The following is a 17,511-nucleotide window of genomic DNA, read 5'->3' as shown; positions in this document are numbered from 1 at the left end:
GGCCAAATCGACTCAGCTGGCGCCGTCTCGCTGTTTTTGCCTGGTCATCAGCGACCGCATTTTTGTTGCAAACTTGTCTTTCAAGGCACCTTGCTCGCGCTGACGGGTTCTCGCTTTCGTTGACGGATTCATCGGCGGCTCCATTCTTTTCGCCGGGGTTATCGGTACGGCCTTTGCCGTATTATTGAGGCTGTTTATTGCTTTGCTTGTTGTTGAGGGGCTTTTTTGGACAGCTATTTTACTCTGCAATTGAATATTGAGGCTTCGGGCGAGTTTGTGGACCGCAAGAGCCGGTTTATTGCCCAGTTGATCCATATTGAGTCAGAGGACGAGGCGAATGCTTTTATCGAGATGGTTCGCAAGCGTCATTATGACGCTCGGCATAATGTGTTCGCGTGGATTTTGGTCGATGGACGCGAGCGCCAGAGTGATGACGGTGAGCCGAGCCGCACGAGTGGCATGCCGACGCTCGAGGTGCTGCGCGGTGCGGGACTTAAAAACGTATGCTGTGTTGTGACACGTTATTTTGGTGGCACGTTGTTGGGGCCCGGTGGTCTGGTACGAGCCTATACGGCGGCGACACAGGAGGCGGTGGCGGCTGCTCGGGAGGCCGGGCAAATCGTCGAGATGACAAGTGTCGTGCCGGTTGACGTGTATGTTGCCTATCCGCAGTATGAGCAGGTGCTTCGTTTGGCGCAGGATTCGGGTGCCAAGGTTTTGGATACCGATTACGCGGATGCCGTGACACTTCACTTGGTGTTTAAGGCGGGGGAGCAGGAGCTGTTTTGCGCCAAGATGCGCGAGCTTATGGCGGGGCGCGAGGAGATTGAGGTCGGCGCTCCCGAATTTGCTGAGTTCTAATGGCGGCGGCTGGCGTGCTTTTGGATGAATCTCAAGCGCGCCGGCCGTCGTTTTCTGTTGATATCGTTTACTCGGCGAGCTGCTTTAGCATATCGCATGCGATTTCGACGGCATCGTCGATGCAGCCGGGACAGCTGCGCAGCGGTCCCTTATCCGATCCGATGCCCTTGAGCGTGCCGCAGATGGTCGTCGTGTTCTTCTCGCCAAAACGCTTGGCGATCTCGCGCGACAGCTTGTAGGTCTGGCCCTTGGTCTTGGGGTTTTCCATGCCATCGCTCATCACAAAGCCCATGATGGCCACCGCGCCCGAGATGGCGCCACAGGTCTCGGTCATGCCGCCCATGCCGGCGCCAAAGCCCTCGGTGAGGGTGAAGGCGATCTGGGGGTCGAGCCCGACGGCGGGCGCGAGCGTGCAGGCGACGGCCTGGGCGCAGTTAAAGCCACGGGCGTGGTATTCGGCCGCCTGAGCCTGGCAGGCGGTGGTGTCGAGCTGGGTCGTATCGATGTGCTTCATCGTTGTCTCCTTGATTACGGTGTACCCGCCTATGGTACCCTTGCCCGTGCATGTAATCATTGAGAGCTTCACGTATGCCTCATTTATATCCATCGAACAAATGCCTAAGGCTGAGACGAATGCCTCTGATTCATTTGTCACATAACCTACCTTGGGGATGGGTTGAGAGGGGTGCGGGGTAGCGGTATCGTGAACCGAATAAAAACAAAACCCAAGTAAGGGAGTTGGATATGAGCGAGCAGACCATCGGTACTACATGTGTTCAGGGCGGCTATCACCCGGGAGATGCGGAGCCGCGCCAGGTGCCCATCTACCAGTCCACCACGTGGAAATACGACACGTCCGAGCACATGGGCAAGCTGTTTGACCTGGAGGAGTCGGGCTACTTCTACAGCCGTCTGCAGAATCCCACGTGTGATCTGGTTGCCGCCAAGATCTGCGAGATGGAGGGCGGCACCGCTGCGATGCTCACGAGTTCGGGCATGGCCGCAAACTTCCTCGCGATCTTTAACGTGGCCGGTGCCGGTGATCACGTGGTCGCGAGCTCTGCTATCTACGGCGGTACCTACAACCTGCTTGCCCATACCATGGGCCGCATGGGCGTGACTTGCACGTTCGTTGCCCCCGACTGCACCGATGAGGAGCTCGAGGCAGCCTTTGAGCCCAATACCAAGCTTGTCTTTGGCGAGACGATTGCCAACCCCGCCCTTGCCGTGCTCGATATTGAGCGCTTTGCCAAGGCCGCGCATGACCACGGTGTGCCGCTGATGGTCGACAACACCTTCCCGACGCCCGTGATGTGCCGTCCCTTTGAGTGGGGTGCCGACATCGTCACGCACTCCACCACCAAGTACATGGATGGACATGCCGCCTACCTGGGCGGCGTGATCGTCGACCACGGCCAGTTTGACTGGATGGCCCATGCAGACAAGTTCCCGGGTCTCACCACGCCTGACGAGAGCTACCACGGCGTGACCTATGCCGAGAAGTTCGGCCGTGAGGGCGCCTTTATTACCAAGGCCACCGCGCAGCTCATGCGCGACCTCGGCCCCATGCAGAACCCGCAGGCGGCATTCTTCTTGAACAGCTCGCTCGAGAGCCTGCATGTGCGCATGCCGCGTCATTGCGAGAACGGCTTGGCCGTTGCCAAATTCCTGCAGAGCCATCCCAAGGTGCGCTTCGTGAGCTATCCGGGCCTGGAGGGCGATAAGTACTATGACCTGGCTCAGAAGTACATGCCCAACGGTACTTGCGGCGTTGTGAGCTTTGGCTTTAACGGTGGTCGCGCGGCGGCCGAGACCTTTATGAAGAGCCTTAAACTCGCCCAGATCGCCACGCATGTGGCCGATGCTCGCACCTGCTGCCTGCATCCCGCTAACGCCACGCACCGTCAGATGAACGATGAGGAGCTCATCGCCTGCGGCATCTCCGCCGACATGGTGCGCCTGTCGTGCGGCCTCGAGGACACGGCCGATCTGATTGCCGACCTTGAGCAGGCGCTCGAGCAGTGCTAGGCTAGCTTCTCGTATGAAGCGACGGAGCCTCTTGGGGTTCCGGTGACATATAGTTCCGATTCCGTAGGCGGGACCCCAATCGCGACTGTTCGCAGGCGATTGGGGCCCCGTTTTTGCGTTGCACCACTCGAAAGGATGGATATGGAGAAAACTGCAGAGCAGCTGCGCCGCGAACACATTGCCCTTGAGGGCGATACCCATGGCAAGAACAAATGGGCGATTCTGTTTACCGTGCTCATCATGACGTTTATGGTGTGTCTGGATTCGACCGTCGTGACCGTGGCGCTGCCCGTGATGCAAAAAGAGCTGGGTGTGGGCCTCGATCGCATTCAGCTGGTAAGCTCTGTGTATCTGCTTGCGACGTGCGTGGCTATGTTGCCGTTTGGCCGTCTGGGCGACGTGCGCGGCAAGGTGAATGTGTTTCAGCTGGGCGTCACCGTCTTTTCGGTCGGTTCGCTGCTGTGCGGCCTTTCGGCCTCGCTCGAGGTTCTTATCCTGGCACGCATTGTTCAGGGCGTCGGTTGCGCGGCGGCCATGGCTAACAACATGGGTATCATCACCGAGTCGTTTCCGGCGCGCGAACGAGGCCGTGCCATGGGCATTCTCGCGACCTTTGTGGCCCTCGGCATGATGTGTGGCCCCGTGCTCGGCGGCATGCTGGTGGCAAGCTTTCCTTGGGAGAGCATCTTCCTCATCAACCTGCCCATTGGCGTCATCTCGTTTATCGTGGGGCTCTACACGCTGCCGCATGTTAAGCCGGAGGCCGGCGAGCGCCCCATGTCGCTGGCGGAGGCCGCGCGTCGCTGCTTTGCAAATTCGGCCTTCACCATCAATCTTGCCTGCATGCTCATCGTGTTTGTTGGCATTGGCGCATCCGAGTTTATCCTGCCGTTCTATTTTCAGGACGCCCACGGCTTTGGTTCCGACATTTCCGGACTGCTCTTTTTGGCGCTGCCGATGGTGAATGCCTTTATCGGGCCACTTTCGGGTACGGTTTCGGACCGTGTTGGCTGCGAGGGTCCCACGGCGGTCGGCCTGGGTGTGTACGTGTGCGGTCTCTTTGCGGTAAGTACGCTCGACGAGCACTCCTCCATCCCTGTGATCGTGTGCTGTGTCGCGTTTATGTCGTGCGGCACGTCGATTTTCCAGAGCCCCAATAACTCCCTGTACATGGGCTCGGCTCCGCGCGAAGCGCTCGGTTTTGCGGGCAGCTTGGGCAGTTTGGCGCGCTACGCCGGCATGGCACTCGGTATTACGGTGGCGTCGAATATCCTGTATGGGCAGATGAGCGTGGCGATGGGCGAGGCCGTGACCAGTTTCGTTGCAGGCCGTTCGGATGTGTTCTTATTCGGCTTTCGCTCGGTGTTCTACGTGCTCATGGCTGTGGCCGCTGTGGGCTTTGCGCTCGCCATGGTGCGTTTGGTGAAGATGTGCGCCCGCCATTAGCGTGTTGGGAGGCTGTCTGCCACGATTCGCGCCGTCCCAAAAAGACTGGTTTGTGGTGCGATGTGGCTTGTGGGACGGGCGGGGGTCGGTCCGTGGTAGACTATCGAACAACGTTTATTAATCGCGCGGTATCGTTGCCGCGAGAAGGGGTTGCGCCATGCAGGAGCTTGAGGATCGTATTCGCCATGACGGCATCGTAAAGGCCGGTAACGTCCTTAAGGTTGATGCCTTCCTCAACCACCAGTGCGACGTTGAACTGTTCGATCACATGGGCGCTGAGTGGGCCCGTCTGTTCGAGGGCGTCGAGATCAACAAGATCCTGACGATCGAGGCTTCGGGCATTGGCATGGCCTGCATTGCAGCTCAGCATTTTGGCGGCGTGCCGGTGGTCTTTGCCAAGAAGGCCCAGTCCATTAACCTCGACGGCGAGCAGTATGCCACGACCATCTACTCCTTTACCAAGCAGAAGGAGTACCCGGTCATCGTGGGCAAGCGCTTTCTGTCCGAGGGCGATAAGGTCCTAATCATCGATGACTTCCTGGCCAACGGCTGCGCGCTTGAGGGTCTTATCAAGATCTGTGAGGCCGCGGGTGCCGAGGTTGCTGGCATTGGCATTGCGGTGGAGAAAGGCTTCCAGGGCGGTGGCGATAAGCTCCGCGAGCGCGGCTTCCGCGTTGAGAGCCTGGCTCGCATTGCCGATATGGACTGCGAGAACGGCGAGATCACCTTCGCCTAAGCGCGCAACACAAGCGATTGGTATGCGATGTGACAAAGGGACTGTCCTTTTGTCACATTTTTTTGTATGAGGGGAGGTGTTGATATGGATGAGAACAAGATGGGATGGCGCGAGTATGCGCGCTATGCCGCGATGGCGGCCGAAGAGTTGGCGCGCGATTGCGAGGTGCAGGTGTTTCGCGCTACGGGCCCGGGTGGTCAGGGTGTGAACACAACGGACACGGCGGTGCGCATGAAACATATCCCTTCGGGGATTACCGTGACGGCACGCGAGAGCCGCAGCCAGTTCCAAAATCGCTCGAGCTGCCTGCGTAAGCTGCGCGCCGAGCTTGAGCGTCGTGGGCGTCCGCCGCGCCGACGCGTAAAGACCAAGGTGCCCCAGCGCTCTCGTCAGCGCAGACTCAATGACAAGCACTTCAATGCCATTAAAAAGGCCAACCGACGCAAGCCGGGCAGCGACGAGTAGTCGTTTGTTCCACTGGCCTTGCTAGCGGGTAGGGTGCCAAACTTGGAGGGCGCTGCCGAGGACGTCGACCTCGATGCGCGAGGCGTCAACGGGCTCGCCATCGGCTTGGATGGGATAATCGGGCTGCTCGAAGGTGAGCTCGGCATGGCAGCAACGGCGCATACGAACCGGCGGCAGCTTGGTGTGGTGGCCGTCCTTGGCCGAAAGAAACATGGGCAGGGCAACCGCGCGGGGGACGGGGCCGCAGGCGTAGCAGACGTCGAGTATGCCGTCGCAGGGGTCGGCATCAGGGCAGATGCGATAGCCCGAGCCATAGGTGGGGCCCAGCTGAATCGCCATGATAATCGCCCGCACGCGCTCGGCGGGCGCGCCGTCAAAGCTGACCGTCATGGGGTAGTTGCGATAGCGTAGGCCAAACTGCTCAAGTCCCGAGAGGGTGTAGAGCGACGTGCCGGTGAGACCCGTCTTTTTGCGCAGCTCGGTGGTGCCCAGGCCGATGGCGGCGTCAATACCGACGGAGAGCGTCTGGTCGTAATACTCGACGATCGCCTCGCCGCTTCCGCTTGCGGGGTTCCATGAGCGAATACGCCCGATATCCTGGTGCTGCAGCTCGCAGGTGAGCAGCGCGCCAAAATCCTTACCGGAGAAATCGTCGATTCCGAGCGTCTGGGCAAAATCGTTGCCGGAGCCCACGGGCAGGACGGCAAGGGCGGGACGGATGGCCTTTTCCTGCGCCATGAGCCCATTGACGACCTCGTGGATCACGCCGTCGCCGCCAAGGGCGATAACGGTGCGATAGCCCTGAGCCTGTGCGGCAAGCTCCTTGGCGTGCCCCATGCACGCGGTCAGCACTAGGTCAAACTGGGACGTGCGCGCCGTCATGTCCAAAAAGCGTTGCAGGCGCTCGGCAACCTCGCGCGCGGCGCCCGACTGGGCGACAGGATTGGCGATGATGAGCGTGCGACCAAAGTCAGTTGCGTGCATGGGGCGACTCCCGGCGTGTGGCATGACGGTGCGGTCGCGCTCGGGTCGAATTGCCCCCGATTGTGGCTGCACGGCGATTACTTACGTCTACTCTATCAGGTCGTTGTGGCGCTCGATAGCCTCTGCCACCGTTCCGCCCTCGTCCACGATAAGCGAGCGGCGCTTGGGCGACACGATGCGCTGCGCGGGGTACACGCCACGGTGGCCGCCGACGAGATAGCTAATAAACGAGACGATGACAAAGAAGCCCGCGGCTGTCCCATGGAACAGGTCGATAGCCATCATGCAGGTGGTGATGGGCACGTTGAGGCCGGCACAGAAGACGCCGAGCATGCCGAGGGCCGCCATAAAGCTCGGGTCGAGTCCAGCGAGGCAGCCAATCCATCCGCCGAGCGCCGCACCGATGCCAAACAGGGGCGTGACCTCGCCGCCTTGGAAGCCGGCACCCAGGGTGAGCGCCGTTACGACGAGCTTGATGGCGGCGTCGGCGAGGGTGGTGGTGCCGGCAAACCCGGCGCCCGAAAGCCACGTGGAAAGGCCGGCATACTCCCAGGCGTCAAGCAACGCATAGGCCGCAAGCACCACGAGTGCGCCGACGAGCGCACGGACGAGATAGTTGGTGATAAAACGCGCATACAGGTTCTTGACCGTGCGGACCGACCAGGCAAAGAGGCGCGCCGTCAGGCCAAAGACAATGGCTCCGATAACGACGATGGCAACCGTTCTGGGCGTCATGTCGGGAACGCTGGCGATGACGTTGCTCTCGTACTGGGTGCCCAGGGCGAGTGACGTAAAGTAGCCGGTAAACGAGGCGACCAGGCAGTAGATGCCCGCGGTGTAGTCGATCTTGCCGATAAAGCACATCTCCATGCCAAAGAAAGCTCCGGCGAGAGGTGATCCGAACACGGCGCCAAAGGCAGACGAGATACCGGCGAGCATGAGGTCGTGGTGGTCGTGTTTTTTGAGATGGGCAAGGCTCGAGACATTGCTGGCGATGGTACCGCCGATCTGCACCGCGGCGCCCTCGCGGCCGGCCGAGCCGCCCGTCAGATGCGTGAGCGTGGAGCACACAAACGTGAGGATGGCCATGCGCGCATGGATGAGTCGTGTGCCCAGGGCGGAGTCGATGACCAAATTGTTGCCGCGTTTGGCGGCGAGACCGTGGTTCTTGTAGACCCACGCGGTGGCCACGCCCACGACGGGGAGCAGGGCGTAGATCCACGCATGGCTCTCGCGATAATCGGTCGCAATATCCAGCGAGGTCAAAAACGCCCAGGCGGCAACGCCCATGGCGAGCGAGACGATGACGACGAGTGTGAGCAACTTGGCGCTCGCGAGTAGGTTGCGGGCGTTGCGGCGCGTGTCGGCGGCCAAGAGATGCTCGGAGCGGGTGAGCTGATGCCTGCCGGCCATGATGACGTCGTTCAGGGAGAAAAAGCCGCCGTCGTCGAGCGACTGAGAATGATCCTGCGCTTCGTTTGCGCTTTCGGGTTTGTCGGTAAAAGTCATACGTTCCTCTTTTGGGTTGCAACACGAGCATTATAAAACGCGGTAAACGCGACGAGCCGGTGGGTTGGTTTCCATTCTGTTTCGCGGCTTGCAACCGACAGGTGTATTTGCGGGTACAGGCCGAGTCGCGGTCGTGCGTCGGGGGATTATACTGAGACAAGCATAAAGAATCGGCGCTCCTGTTGTGCGCCGTGGCATTAAGAGGTGCATATGGCTGAGAAACTCATTCCGTTGGAGGACGCACAGGCGATCGTCTTGTCGCACGTGAATCGCACCGAAGTTGTCGAGATTCCCGTGTGGCAGGCCGCCGGTCTTCCCTTGGCAGAGGACGCGGTGGCCGATATCGACATTTCGCCGTTTGCCAACAGCGCTATGGACGGATATGCCGTGCGCTCGGCGGACTTGGCGCAGACATCTGGCGAGGCGCCGGTGACGCTCGACGTTATCGGACACGAGGCCGCGGGCCATGTGTTTGAGGGCACAATTGGCGCGGGCGAGACCGTCCGCATCATGACGGGCGCGCCGGTACCCGAAGGTGCCGATGCCGTGGTGAAATACGAGATCGTCGAGGTGCTTGACGGCGACGGCAACGAGGGCTCGCACGTGAGCTTTTCGGCGCCTGCTAAAGTGGGGGAGAACGTTCGCTCTGCCGCCGAGGAGGCCCATGCCGGCGATGTTGTGATGCACGCCGGCGAGGTTGTGGCCCCGGCCGGCGCTGGCCTGCTGGCAAGCGCCGGTTGCGCGAGCGTGAAGGTCCATGCCGCTCCGCGCGTGGGCATTATCTCGCTGGGCACGGAGCTGGTCGCGCCGGGTGAGCTGCCGGCACGCGGGCAGATTCGCGACTCCAACTCGTCGGCGTTGATGGCCGAGGCACTCGATGCCGGCGCCGACCCGGTGTTCTATGGCATTGCGCCCGATGATGAGCAGGCGATTGCCGAGCTGGTGCATCGCGCCGTGCAGGAGTGCGATTTTGTCATTACGAGCGGCGGTGCCTCGGCGGGCGATTACGACTACGTGACGGCGCTGGTCAAGCGCGAGGGCGAGGTGCTCTTCGACCGCATTTCGATGCGTCCCGGCAAAGCCATCACGTTTGGCCTGCTTGGGGGCAAGCCGTATTTGGGGCTTTCGGGCAATCCCGCGGCGGCGTATGTGGGCTTTGAGATGCTCGCCCGCCCCGCGATCCGCAAGATGCGCGGCTTTGCCGAGGGTGCGCGTCCCGTGCAGCAGGCGATATTGACGCACGGCGTAAAGAAGCGCCAGGACCGACGCTTCTTCGATCGCGCCACGGTTTTGCGCGACCCCGAGACCGGTGAGCTGTTGGTGACCGAGGCCAAGACGCAGAATTCGGCGCTGCTCGGCACGATGCAGCGGGCCAACTGTCTACTGCGTATTGACGAAGGACCGTGCGAGCTCAAGGCGGGAGATGTCGTGGACGTTGTTCGCGTCGACCTGCCCGAGGGCGCCGTGTTGTAGGAGGAATGCTATGGAGTTGAAGATTTCGATTGTGACGTGCTCGGATACGCGCGATCTTGCCCAGGACGAGGCCGGAGCCGCACTCGAGGAACTTATCGAGGCACAGGGCTGGACGGTCGCCTCACATGTGGTCGTGCGCGATGACGTCAGCGAGATTGGTGATGCCATTGTGGAAGCCGCCGATGAGTGCCACGCCCATGTCGTGCTCACCTGCGGCGGCACGGGGCTTTCGATGCGCGATGTGACGCCCGAGGCGACGCGTGCCGTCTGCGATCGCGACGTGCCGGGTATTGCCGAGGCGATCCGTGCGTACTCGATGACCAAGACGCGCCGCGCCATGCTCTCGCGCGCCGTGTGCATGCAGCGTGGGCATACGCTTGTCATCAACTTTCCGGGATCCACGAAAGCGGCCCGCGAAAGCTGGGAGGCCGTGAGCGATCAACTGGAGCATGCGGCCCAAATGACGGCGGGCGGCGGGCACGCCAAATAATCGCACTACCTGCGGCGGAGCGACTTTACGAGTCGCTCCGCCTTTTTATGCAGCGACAGCGCGGAACGTCCTGAGACTATCGGCAAAAGAAAATTATCAGACGAGAAATCTTTATCACTTACATTATTCGCGTGAAAGTATAATCTGATTGCAGATTATAGCTCGCGGTGGGGTACCCGGGCACAAGGTCCGAAAGGGTTGAATATGTTCGATATGGTTTCTCGCCGCGGATTCGTCTCGCTTTCTGCTGTCGCCGCTGCCGGCCTTGGTCTTGCCGGCTGCTCGGGCAGCAAGACGTCCGAGCCGGCCGGATCCGATGCCGGTTCTGCCAAGGCATCTTCCAAGAAAGCTGTCGAGCTGCAGGTCTTTGCCGCCAACTCGCTCGAGAAGGCTCTGCCCGAGGTCCAAGAGCTCTACACCGACCAGACCGGCACCACGTTTGCAGACACGCAGTTTAAGGCGTCTGGCGACCTTGTCGAGCAGATGCGCGCCGGCGCCACGGTCGACGTGCTCATCACCGCCTCCAAAGGCACCATGGACGACGCCGAGGCCGCCGAGCTCGTCGATGCCGACACCCGTGAGGATATGTTCGTCAACGACCTTGTGATCATTCGTGCTGAGGGTTCCGACACCAAGATCGAGGCCATCGCCAACGTCGCGAATCTGGACGGCAAGATCGCCATCGGCGACGCCAAGACCGTCCCCGCCGGCAAGTACGCCAACCAGGCCTTAGCTTCTGTGGGTCTCTACACCGGCACCGAGGGCGACGACGGCGAGTATGCACCCGAGCTTGCCGACAAGGTGGCCCTGGCCGACAAGGTCGGCACCGCTGCGTCTTACGTCTCTACGGGCGACTGCGTGGCCGGTTTTGTCTACAGCTCCGATATCTTCCGCTATGACGGCATCGAGGAGGCCTTTGTGTGTCCCGAGGACTCGCATAAGCCCATCGTGTATCCGGGCGCTGTCGCCGATGGCTCCGAGCACGCCGACGAGGCCAAGGCGTTTATCGACTTTTGCCTGTCCAACAAGAAGGCTCAGAAGATTTGGGCTAAGTACGGCTTTGAGCTTTCCGAGTAGTGCGGCTTGGCGCGATAATTCCATCGTTTTGTGTTTCACTCCGTCCTTGTATTCGCTTGGAGCTTTTCGTGCTTAATAGATTCCGCATGCTTGTCGCCTGTGCTTTGACCTTCGCGCTTTGCTGGGTGCCGGGATTTGCGTTTGCTGGGGTCGCTGAGGACGGGGCCCAGGTTGCTGCGACCGCTCATGGGCTTTCCTATGGGATCGAGGGTTTTGAGCGGTTGGCCAAGGGGACCGCTCGTGCCATGGAGGGCCAGCCTGAGGGCTACCGGTTTCCCGTTGACGAGGACGTGGACCTTGTGGTGGCGCCTGCTGCCGATCGCGTTGTGGTGTGGATATCGCCCAGGGCGGTCGAGAAGTATGAATTGGATCCGCAGGATAACGAGTGCGTATCGGGTCTCAAGGCCCTCGTCTGTGAGCTCGACAGCGCAAACTGCATGGGAGGTGCGCAGCTTGGGGACGTGGATCTTCCTTGGTATGTCACGGCGGAAACAACGTTTAATGCCGGCGGGTATACCTATGGCTTTGATGTGCGTGGTGCGGATGGGGACCGCTATGTGGTGATTGCATCGGCCTCGGGTGATGCCAAGGGCGGCGCGCGTTGGCTTGATAGCGCTCAAATGGTAGAAGCATCGTCTGTCGTGTTGCGGGATGAGCAGGGTCCCTTGACCTCTCTGGCCTCCTTTTTGGGCGACATCGACTATCGCCCGCTTTGGGTGTCCATAAAAACGAGCGGCCTTGCCCTGCTGATTTCCTTTGCGCTGGGCCTGTTCGCCGCGTGGAAGACTATGGGTACCTCGAGTCGCATCAAGGGCCTGCTCGACTCGGTCTTTACGATTCCTATGGTGCTGCCGCCCACGGTCTGCGGCTTTCTGCTCCTCATGCTATTTGGCCGCTCGACCGGGGTGGGCCAGTGGCTCATCGCGCACGGCATCTCGATTGTCTTTACGTGGCCGGCGGCGGTCATTTCGGCCGTCGTTGTGTCGTTTCCGCTGGTCTACCGCACGGCACTCGGAGCCTTCGAGAGCCTCGACACGCAGATGCTCGATGCCGCGCGAACCCTGGGATGGTCTGAGCATCGCATCTTTACCAAGCTTATGATGCCGCTTGGCTGGCCCTCGATTGCCGCCGGCGCGGTGCTTGCCTTCGCGCGTGCCATGGGCGAGTTTGGCTGCACCCTGTTCTTTGCGGGCAACTACGCCGGCATTACCCAGACCATCCCTATCGCCATCTACTTTGAGTGGATGGGCGGCAACACCTCGGTGGCCCTCTTTTGGGTCGTCGTCGTGATCGTGTTTAGTTTCCCGGTCATTTTGTTCATCAATATGTACACGGCGCATTCGCAAAAGTACCGCGAGCGCGGCCTGTCCCACGCGGAGCGCAAGCAGGCCAAGCAGCTGGGTAGCCAGATCGATTCGCTCGACCCAGTGGGCGGCGATGCGCTGCGTATCGATCGCGAGGCGCTGGCCGAGCTCATGCGCGATGACGCAGCACCGCAGGGAGGTCGATAAGCTATGTCGCTCGTTTTGGATATCAAAAAACGCTATCCCGGGTTTATGCTCGACATGCAGCTTGAGGCCGGCGAGGAGCGTGTGGCGCTCCTGGGCGCCTCGGGTTGCGGCAAGAGCTGCACGTTGCGCTGCATTGCCGGCGTGGAGACACCCGACGAGGGCAAGATCGTCGTCAACGGCGTGACCTTCTTTGACTCTGCGGCGGGCATCAACCTTTCGCCCCAGGAGCGAAAATGCGCCCTGATGTTTCAAAACTATCAGCTGTTCCCTAATATGACGGTGGCCGATAACGTGTGCGCCGGCGTTGAGGGTGCAGGTGACGCCGCAGCGCGTAGACAACTTGCCGAGCGCTACCTGGGCATCTTTGGACTGGCCGACTTTGCCGACCGTTATCCCGCGCGCCTCTCGGGCGGCCAGCAGCAGCGTGTGGCGCTTGCTCGCATGGTGGCGGCACACCCGGGCATTTTTATGTTCGATGAGCCCATGAGCGCGCTCGACGCGTATCTCAAGAGCGCGCTTGAGCAGAACATGCTCGACCTGTTCGACGTCTGTAACCGTACCGTGCTCTACGTGAGCCACGATATTGACGAGGCATGCCGCCTGTGCGAGCGCATTTGCGTGATGCATAACGGACATGTGGAGGAGATCGGCTCCGTCGAGGACGTGGTCCGCCGGCCGCAATCCTTGGCTGCGCTGCGCCTGACGGGCTGCAAGAATACGAGCCGCGCGCGCAAGATCGGGCTTCAGGAAGTTGAGGCCCTGGACTGGGGCATGACCTTCAACGTGGGCCGTGAGGTTCCCGATAACGTGGCGTACCTGGGTATTCGTGCGAGCTACTTCCATGTGGACAACCGTGCCGAGCGGGGTCGCAACAGCTATGACCTGCACGTGGCCCGAGTGAGCGATTCGCGTTTTGAGCGCCTGGTGCTGCTGGACGCGCCGCGTGCCGATGCGCCGACGCGCCTGCAGTGGAAGGTCAACAAAGTGGGCATGCCTGTCGACGAGCTGCCGCAAGCAGGCGAGACGCTGCGCATGCATTTTGATGCCAGCAGGATCCATTTGGTTTGTCGATAGCGCCGGGTAGTGCCATCGGGGGATATAAGCCTCGGCGGCTTTGTTTTTGCCGTTCGCCGAATGAGGAATGACAAATTCTTATCAATCAAGATAATTATTTATTAAACGACGGCACACGATGCTGTCGTACGAATGTCAACGGTGTTCGCATGGTCGATGACCGTTGATATAGTTGACTTCAACTTGTTAAGGAGGGTGCGCACATGCCGCAGACGACATATATTCGCCGCATTGCCGCGCGCGCCCTCTATATGGCTCGGAGTCGCATATGAGCAGGTATGTTCACGGCTCCGGGAGAGACGACGCACAACTAAATAATCGACCGCAAAGCAGGTTCCCTAAAATTCCGGGTTTGAGCACGGTCGGGCAATCGCCGTCCGTCGTGCATCGATACCGCTGTTATCCGTTTTTGGTTCGAGAGGGGAACCGTTATGGCTGAAGAATTTGATTTCCATCCGATGTGGGAGAGCCTCGGCATGAATCTTGCCGACCACGACATGCTGCTGGGCGCCGTGGGCCAGATGTACGGCGATATGTTCCTGACGCAGAACAATCGCCCCAAGTCCACGTCCTACCTGGATTTTGTCGCCACCAACATCCACAGCGGTCGTATTAAGGAGATGCTCGACAAGAAGGAGGCCGGCGAGGCCACCAAGATCGTGGGCAGCTTCTGCGTCTACGTGCCCGAGGAGATTGTGCTCGCCTGCGACGGTATCCCCGTGGGTCTGTGCTCGGGTGCCGATTGGGCGACCGACAAGGTCGAGGAGCACTTGCCGCGCAACACTTGTCCGCTCATCAAGAGCTTTGCCGGCTTTAAGCTGGGCGAGGTCTGCCCCTACATTGAGTCGAGTGACTTGGTGGTAGGCGAGAACACCTGCGACGGCAAGAAGAAAGCCTACGAGTTCTTTGCCACGCAAAAGAACATGTACGTCATGGATATTCCCAACGTACACGACGAGTCGACGCTTGTGACCTGGAAGGCCGAGGTCAAGAAGCTCGCCGCCAAGATCGAGGAAGAGTGCGGCGTCACGATTACGCTTGAGCGTCTGAAAGCCGCCATCCACGCCGTCAATGAGAAGCGCCGTGCCCTGCAGCGCCTCGCTGCCACGCGCGCTGCCGACCCAGCGCCCATCAGCGGTCTCGACAGCCTGCTGACCGTTCAGGCCGCCTTTATGGACGACACGCCGCGTCTGACCGGGGCCATCAACGATATGGCGGCTGAGTGCGAGCAGCGTGTCGAGGCCGGCGAGGGCGTGGCGCCCAAGGGGACCAAGCGCATCCTGTACACCGGCACGCCCATGGCCGTGCCCAACTGGAAGCTGTTCAACCTCATCGAGAAGGCCGGCGGCGTTGTGGTAGGCGAGGAGTCCTGCACGGGTTCGCGCTATTACAAGGACCTGGTCGACGAGTCCGGTGAGACGGTTGACGAGATGCTCGATGCCATCGCCGAGCGCTACTTTAAGATCAACTGCGCCGTCTTTACGCCCAACGACCAGCGTATGAAGGACATTGTCCAGATGGCCAAGGACCTGCACGCCGACGGCATCGTCGACGTGGCCCTGCAGTTCTGCACGCTCTACGAGATGGAGTCGTTTGCCGTGGAGAAGGCCGCCGAGGAGGCAGGCATTCCATTTATGCACATCACGACCGACTACGCCGGCGAGGATGCAGGCCAACTGCAAACCAGGATTGAGGCTTTCTTGGAAACCATTTAGGACTATTCGTCCCGGCGGCTTCCCCAGGCACCCGATCTTGCTGTTCAAACCGTCGCTTGCGTACCAAAGTACGCGACGCTCCTCTTTCACGGCAACCTCGGGCACTTGGGAAAGCCGTTTCCTTGGTTGGTTAAAAGGTTTGTTAAGGAGTTATATGTCGGATAATATTGAGCAGCCGTTGCCGTCCACGTTTGAGGAGTTCAACGAGCAACGCAAGGCGGCGTTTATTCGCGTCAAGGATTATAAGCAGGCGGGTAATCGCCTGGTCGGCTTTTTGTGCAGCTATACGCCGCTCGAGATTATCGATGCCGCGGGGGCTGCGAGCGTGGCTCTGTGCGGTACGTCCGATGAGGTGATTCCCGAGGCCGAGAAGGTGCTGCCGGCAAACCTGTGCCCGCTCATCAAGTCGACCTACGGTTTTGCCTACTCGCAAAAGTGCCCGTTTACGTACTTTAGCGACATGATCATCGGCGAGACCACCTGCGACGGCAAGAAGAAGATGTACGAGCTACTCAACGAGCTTAAGCGCACGCACATTCTGCATCTTCCGCAGAGTCGCGACCGCGCCTACGAGCGTGAAGGCTGGTACGAGGAGTGCCGCCTGCTCAAGGAGGAGCTCGAGGGCTTCTACGGCATCACGATTACCGACGATGACCTGCGCGCTGCCGTCCGTTGTCGCAACCGTCTGCGTGCGGCCCAGCTCGAGATGTTTGCGCTGCAGGCCAACCAGCCGGCTGCCATGAGCGGCGTCGACCTGATGAGCACTATGTTTGCCGGTACGTTCAGCTTTGATATCGAGGCCTATACGCAGCAGCTGGAGCAAAAGGTCGCCAAGCTGCGCGAGGCCTACGACGCGGGCGAGCGCCCGGTTGCGGCGGATGCCAAGCGCATTCTGATTACCGGCTGCCCGGTGGGCGGCGTGATCAACAAGATCGGCCGTACTATCGAGTCCAACGGCGGTGTGGTCGTGTGCATGGACGATTGCTCGGGCGAGCGCACGGCGGCCATGATGATCGACCCGGAGGCTCCCGATATCCTGCGCGCCATCGCCGACCGCTACCTGGACATCAACTGCTCGATCATGACGCCCAACGACGGTCGTATGGAAAACACGCTGGCCATGTGCAAGAAGTATCATGTCGATGGCGTGGTAGAGAGCGTGCTACAGGCCTGCCACACCTTTAACGTGGAGAGTGCGCGCATGCAGGAGGCTGTCGAGGGTGCGGGTATTCCGTATATGAAGATCGAGACCGACTACAGCAACGGTGACATGGGCCAGATCGAGACGCGCATCGCTGCCTTTATCGAGACCCTGTAGGACAAATGCGGCAAAGGGATAGCTGCCTTGCCGCATAGAAGGAGGATGCCGTGGTTGGCATTGGTATCGACATAGGCTCGACGGCCGCGAAGGCTGCGGTGGTGGAGACGGACAACGCCATTGCGTGGACCTGCGTCATGCCGACGGGGTATTCGTCGGTCGATGCGGCCGAGCGCCTACGCGGTGAGCTCGCCGCAGCCGGCTATGACGTGACGGGCGACGATGTTCGCGTGATCGCGACTGGCTACGGCCGTGTCGCGGTGCCCTATGCCAACAAGGTGGTGACCGAGATCACCTGCCATGGTGCCGGCGCGGTCCGCCTGTTTGGCGAGCAGGGCACGGTGATCGACGTGGGCGGCCAGGATACCAAGGTCATCCAACTCAAGGGCGGCCGCGTGGCCAAGTTCGCCATGAACGACAAGTGTGCCGCCGGCACGGGGCGCTTTCTGGAGATCATGGCCGACCGCCTAGGCATTTCCCAGCAGCAGATGGCCGACCTGGCGCGTTCCGGCGAGCCCACCAAGATCAGCAGCATGTGCACGGTGTTTGCCGAAAGCGAGGTCATCAGCCTGATCGGTCGCGGTGAGCCGCGCGAGAACATTGCGCGTGGCGTGATCGACAGCGTGGTCTCGCGCGTGGCGACCATGGCCGGGCAGGCCGCGGGCGCCCCGTACTACCTGACCGGTGGCCTGTGCGAGAACGCCTTCGTGGTGGAGCGGTTGGGCGAGCTACTGGGGTCGCCGGTGACCACCTCGCCCCAGGCTCGCTTTGCCGGAGCGATCGGCGCGGCTGTCCGCGCCGCCGCCTTGGCCTAGGGGTGTACC

Annotated in this window: 15 protein-coding genes and 1 pseudogene; 13 read left to right on the top strand and 3 right to left on the bottom strand. The window is 60.7% G+C overall.

The window, feature by feature from the left end; all coding sequences use genetic code 11:
- The first annotated feature begins 225 nt into the window (after positions 1-225).
- Complete coding sequence (locus tag DW943_RS03190; protein ID WP_117862163.1) at positions 226-861, top strand: YigZ family protein; 636 nt, start codon at positions 226-228, stop codon at positions 859-861.
- Between the two features lie 67 nt (positions 862-928).
- On the opposite strand, the gene DW943_RS03185 is transcribed toward DW943_RS03190, so the two are convergent.
- Positions 929-1,375, bottom strand: a complete 447-nt coding sequence (locus tag DW943_RS03185) for a C-GCAxxG-C-C family protein (protein ID WP_233543587.1) — start codon at positions 1,373-1,375, stop codon at positions 929-931.
- Between the two features lie 230 nt (positions 1,376-1,605).
- Between DW943_RS03185 and DW943_RS03180 the strand changes: the two genes are divergently transcribed.
- The 4 genes and pseudogenes from DW943_RS03180 to DW943_RS03165 all read left to right on the top strand — a co-directional run.
- On the top strand, positions 1,606-2,889 hold the full coding sequence (locus tag DW943_RS03180; protein ID WP_117776343.1) for an O-acetylhomoserine aminocarboxypropyltransferase/cysteine synthase family protein: 1,284 nt from the start codon (positions 1,606-1,608) through the stop codon (positions 2,887-2,889).
- 141 nt (positions 2,890-3,030) lie between these two features.
- Entirely contained in the window at positions 3,031-4,335 is a 1,305-nt protein-coding gene (locus DW943_RS03175; RefSeq protein ID WP_117862162.1) for an MFS transporter, read from the top strand.
- A gap of 157 nt (positions 4,336-4,492) precedes the next feature.
- Positions 4,493-5,071, top strand: coding sequence for a xanthine phosphoribosyltransferase (locus DW943_RS03170; RefSeq protein ID WP_089571612.1), 579 nt, complete (start codon positions 4,493-4,495; stop codon positions 5,069-5,071).
- A gap of 156 nt (positions 5,072-5,227) precedes the next feature.
- Positions 5,228-5,536 (top strand): annotated as a pseudogene (locus tag DW943_RS03165) (peptide chain release factor-like protein); the annotation flags it as partial.
- Between the two features lie 21 nt (positions 5,537-5,557).
- Here DW943_RS03165 and DW943_RS03160 read toward each other — a convergent pair.
- Positions 5,558-6,520, bottom strand: a complete 963-nt coding sequence (locus DW943_RS03160; protein WP_117862161.1) for a diacylglycerol kinase family protein — start codon at positions 6,518-6,520, stop codon at positions 5,558-5,560.
- A gap of 87 nt (positions 6,521-6,607) precedes the next feature.
- Positions 6,608-8,029, bottom strand: a complete 1,422-nt coding sequence (locus tag DW943_RS03155) for a chloride channel protein (protein WP_199572759.1) — start codon at positions 8,027-8,029, stop codon at positions 6,608-6,610.
- 210 nt (positions 8,030-8,239) lie between these two features.
- On the opposite strand from DW943_RS03155, the gene glp reads away from it, so the two are divergent.
- The 8 genes from glp (at position 8,240) to DW943_RS03115 (ending at position 17,502) form a co-directional block, all read left to right on the top strand.
- The gene (gene glp, locus DW943_RS03150; RefSeq protein ID WP_117800329.1) at positions 8,240-9,502 is read left to right on the top strand and encodes a gephyrin-like molybdotransferase Glp; all 1,263 of its coding nucleotides are present in this window, start codon (positions 8,240-8,242) and stop codon (positions 9,500-9,502) included.
- A gap of 10 nt (positions 9,503-9,512) precedes the next feature.
- On the top strand, positions 9,513-9,992 hold the full coding sequence (locus DW943_RS03145) for a molybdenum cofactor biosynthesis protein B (RefSeq protein WP_117800328.1): 480 nt from the start codon (positions 9,513-9,515) through the stop codon (positions 9,990-9,992).
- Between the two features lie 204 nt (positions 9,993-10,196).
- Complete coding sequence (gene modA, locus DW943_RS03140; protein ID WP_117800327.1) at positions 10,197-11,069, top strand: molybdate ABC transporter substrate-binding protein; 873 nt, start codon at positions 10,197-10,199, stop codon at positions 11,067-11,069.
- A gap of 68 nt (positions 11,070-11,137) precedes the next feature.
- The gene (modB, locus tag DW943_RS03135) at positions 11,138-12,580 is read left to right on the top strand and encodes a molybdate ABC transporter permease subunit (protein ID WP_233543586.1); all 1,443 of its coding nucleotides are present in this window, start codon (positions 11,138-11,140) and stop codon (positions 12,578-12,580) included.
- Positions 12,581-12,583: 3 nt separating this feature from the next.
- Positions 12,584-13,654: a sulfate/molybdate ABC transporter ATP-binding protein gene (locus DW943_RS03130; protein ID WP_117862159.1), complete on the top strand. Its 1,071-nt coding sequence runs from the start codon at positions 12,584-12,586 to the stop codon at positions 13,652-13,654.
- Positions 13,655-14,085: 431 nt separating this feature from the next.
- Positions 14,086-15,369 carry a double-cubane-cluster-containing anaerobic reductase gene (locus DW943_RS03125; protein WP_117862158.1) on the top strand — a complete coding sequence of 428 codons (1,284 nt, stop codon included), beginning with the start codon at positions 14,086-14,088 and terminating at the stop codon, positions 15,367-15,369.
- Between the two features lie 154 nt (positions 15,370-15,523).
- Positions 15,524-16,687, top strand: coding sequence for a double-cubane-cluster-containing anaerobic reductase (locus tag DW943_RS03120; RefSeq protein WP_117862157.1), 1,164 nt, complete (start codon positions 15,524-15,526; stop codon positions 16,685-16,687).
- A 50-nt stretch (positions 16,688-16,737) separates the two neighbouring features.
- The gene (locus DW943_RS03115; protein WP_117862156.1) at positions 16,738-17,502 is read left to right on the top strand and encodes an acyl-CoA dehydratase activase; all 765 of its coding nucleotides are present in this window, start codon (positions 16,738-16,740) and stop codon (positions 17,500-17,502) included.
- Positions 17,503-17,511 lie beyond the last annotated feature (9 nt).

The sequence above is a fragment of the Collinsella sp. AM44-11 genome (assembly GCF_003467145.1).
Classification (GTDB): domain Bacteria; phylum Actinomycetota; class Coriobacteriia; order Coriobacteriales; family Coriobacteriaceae; genus Collinsella.
This window is presented reverse-complemented; position numbering and strand designations above follow the sequence as displayed.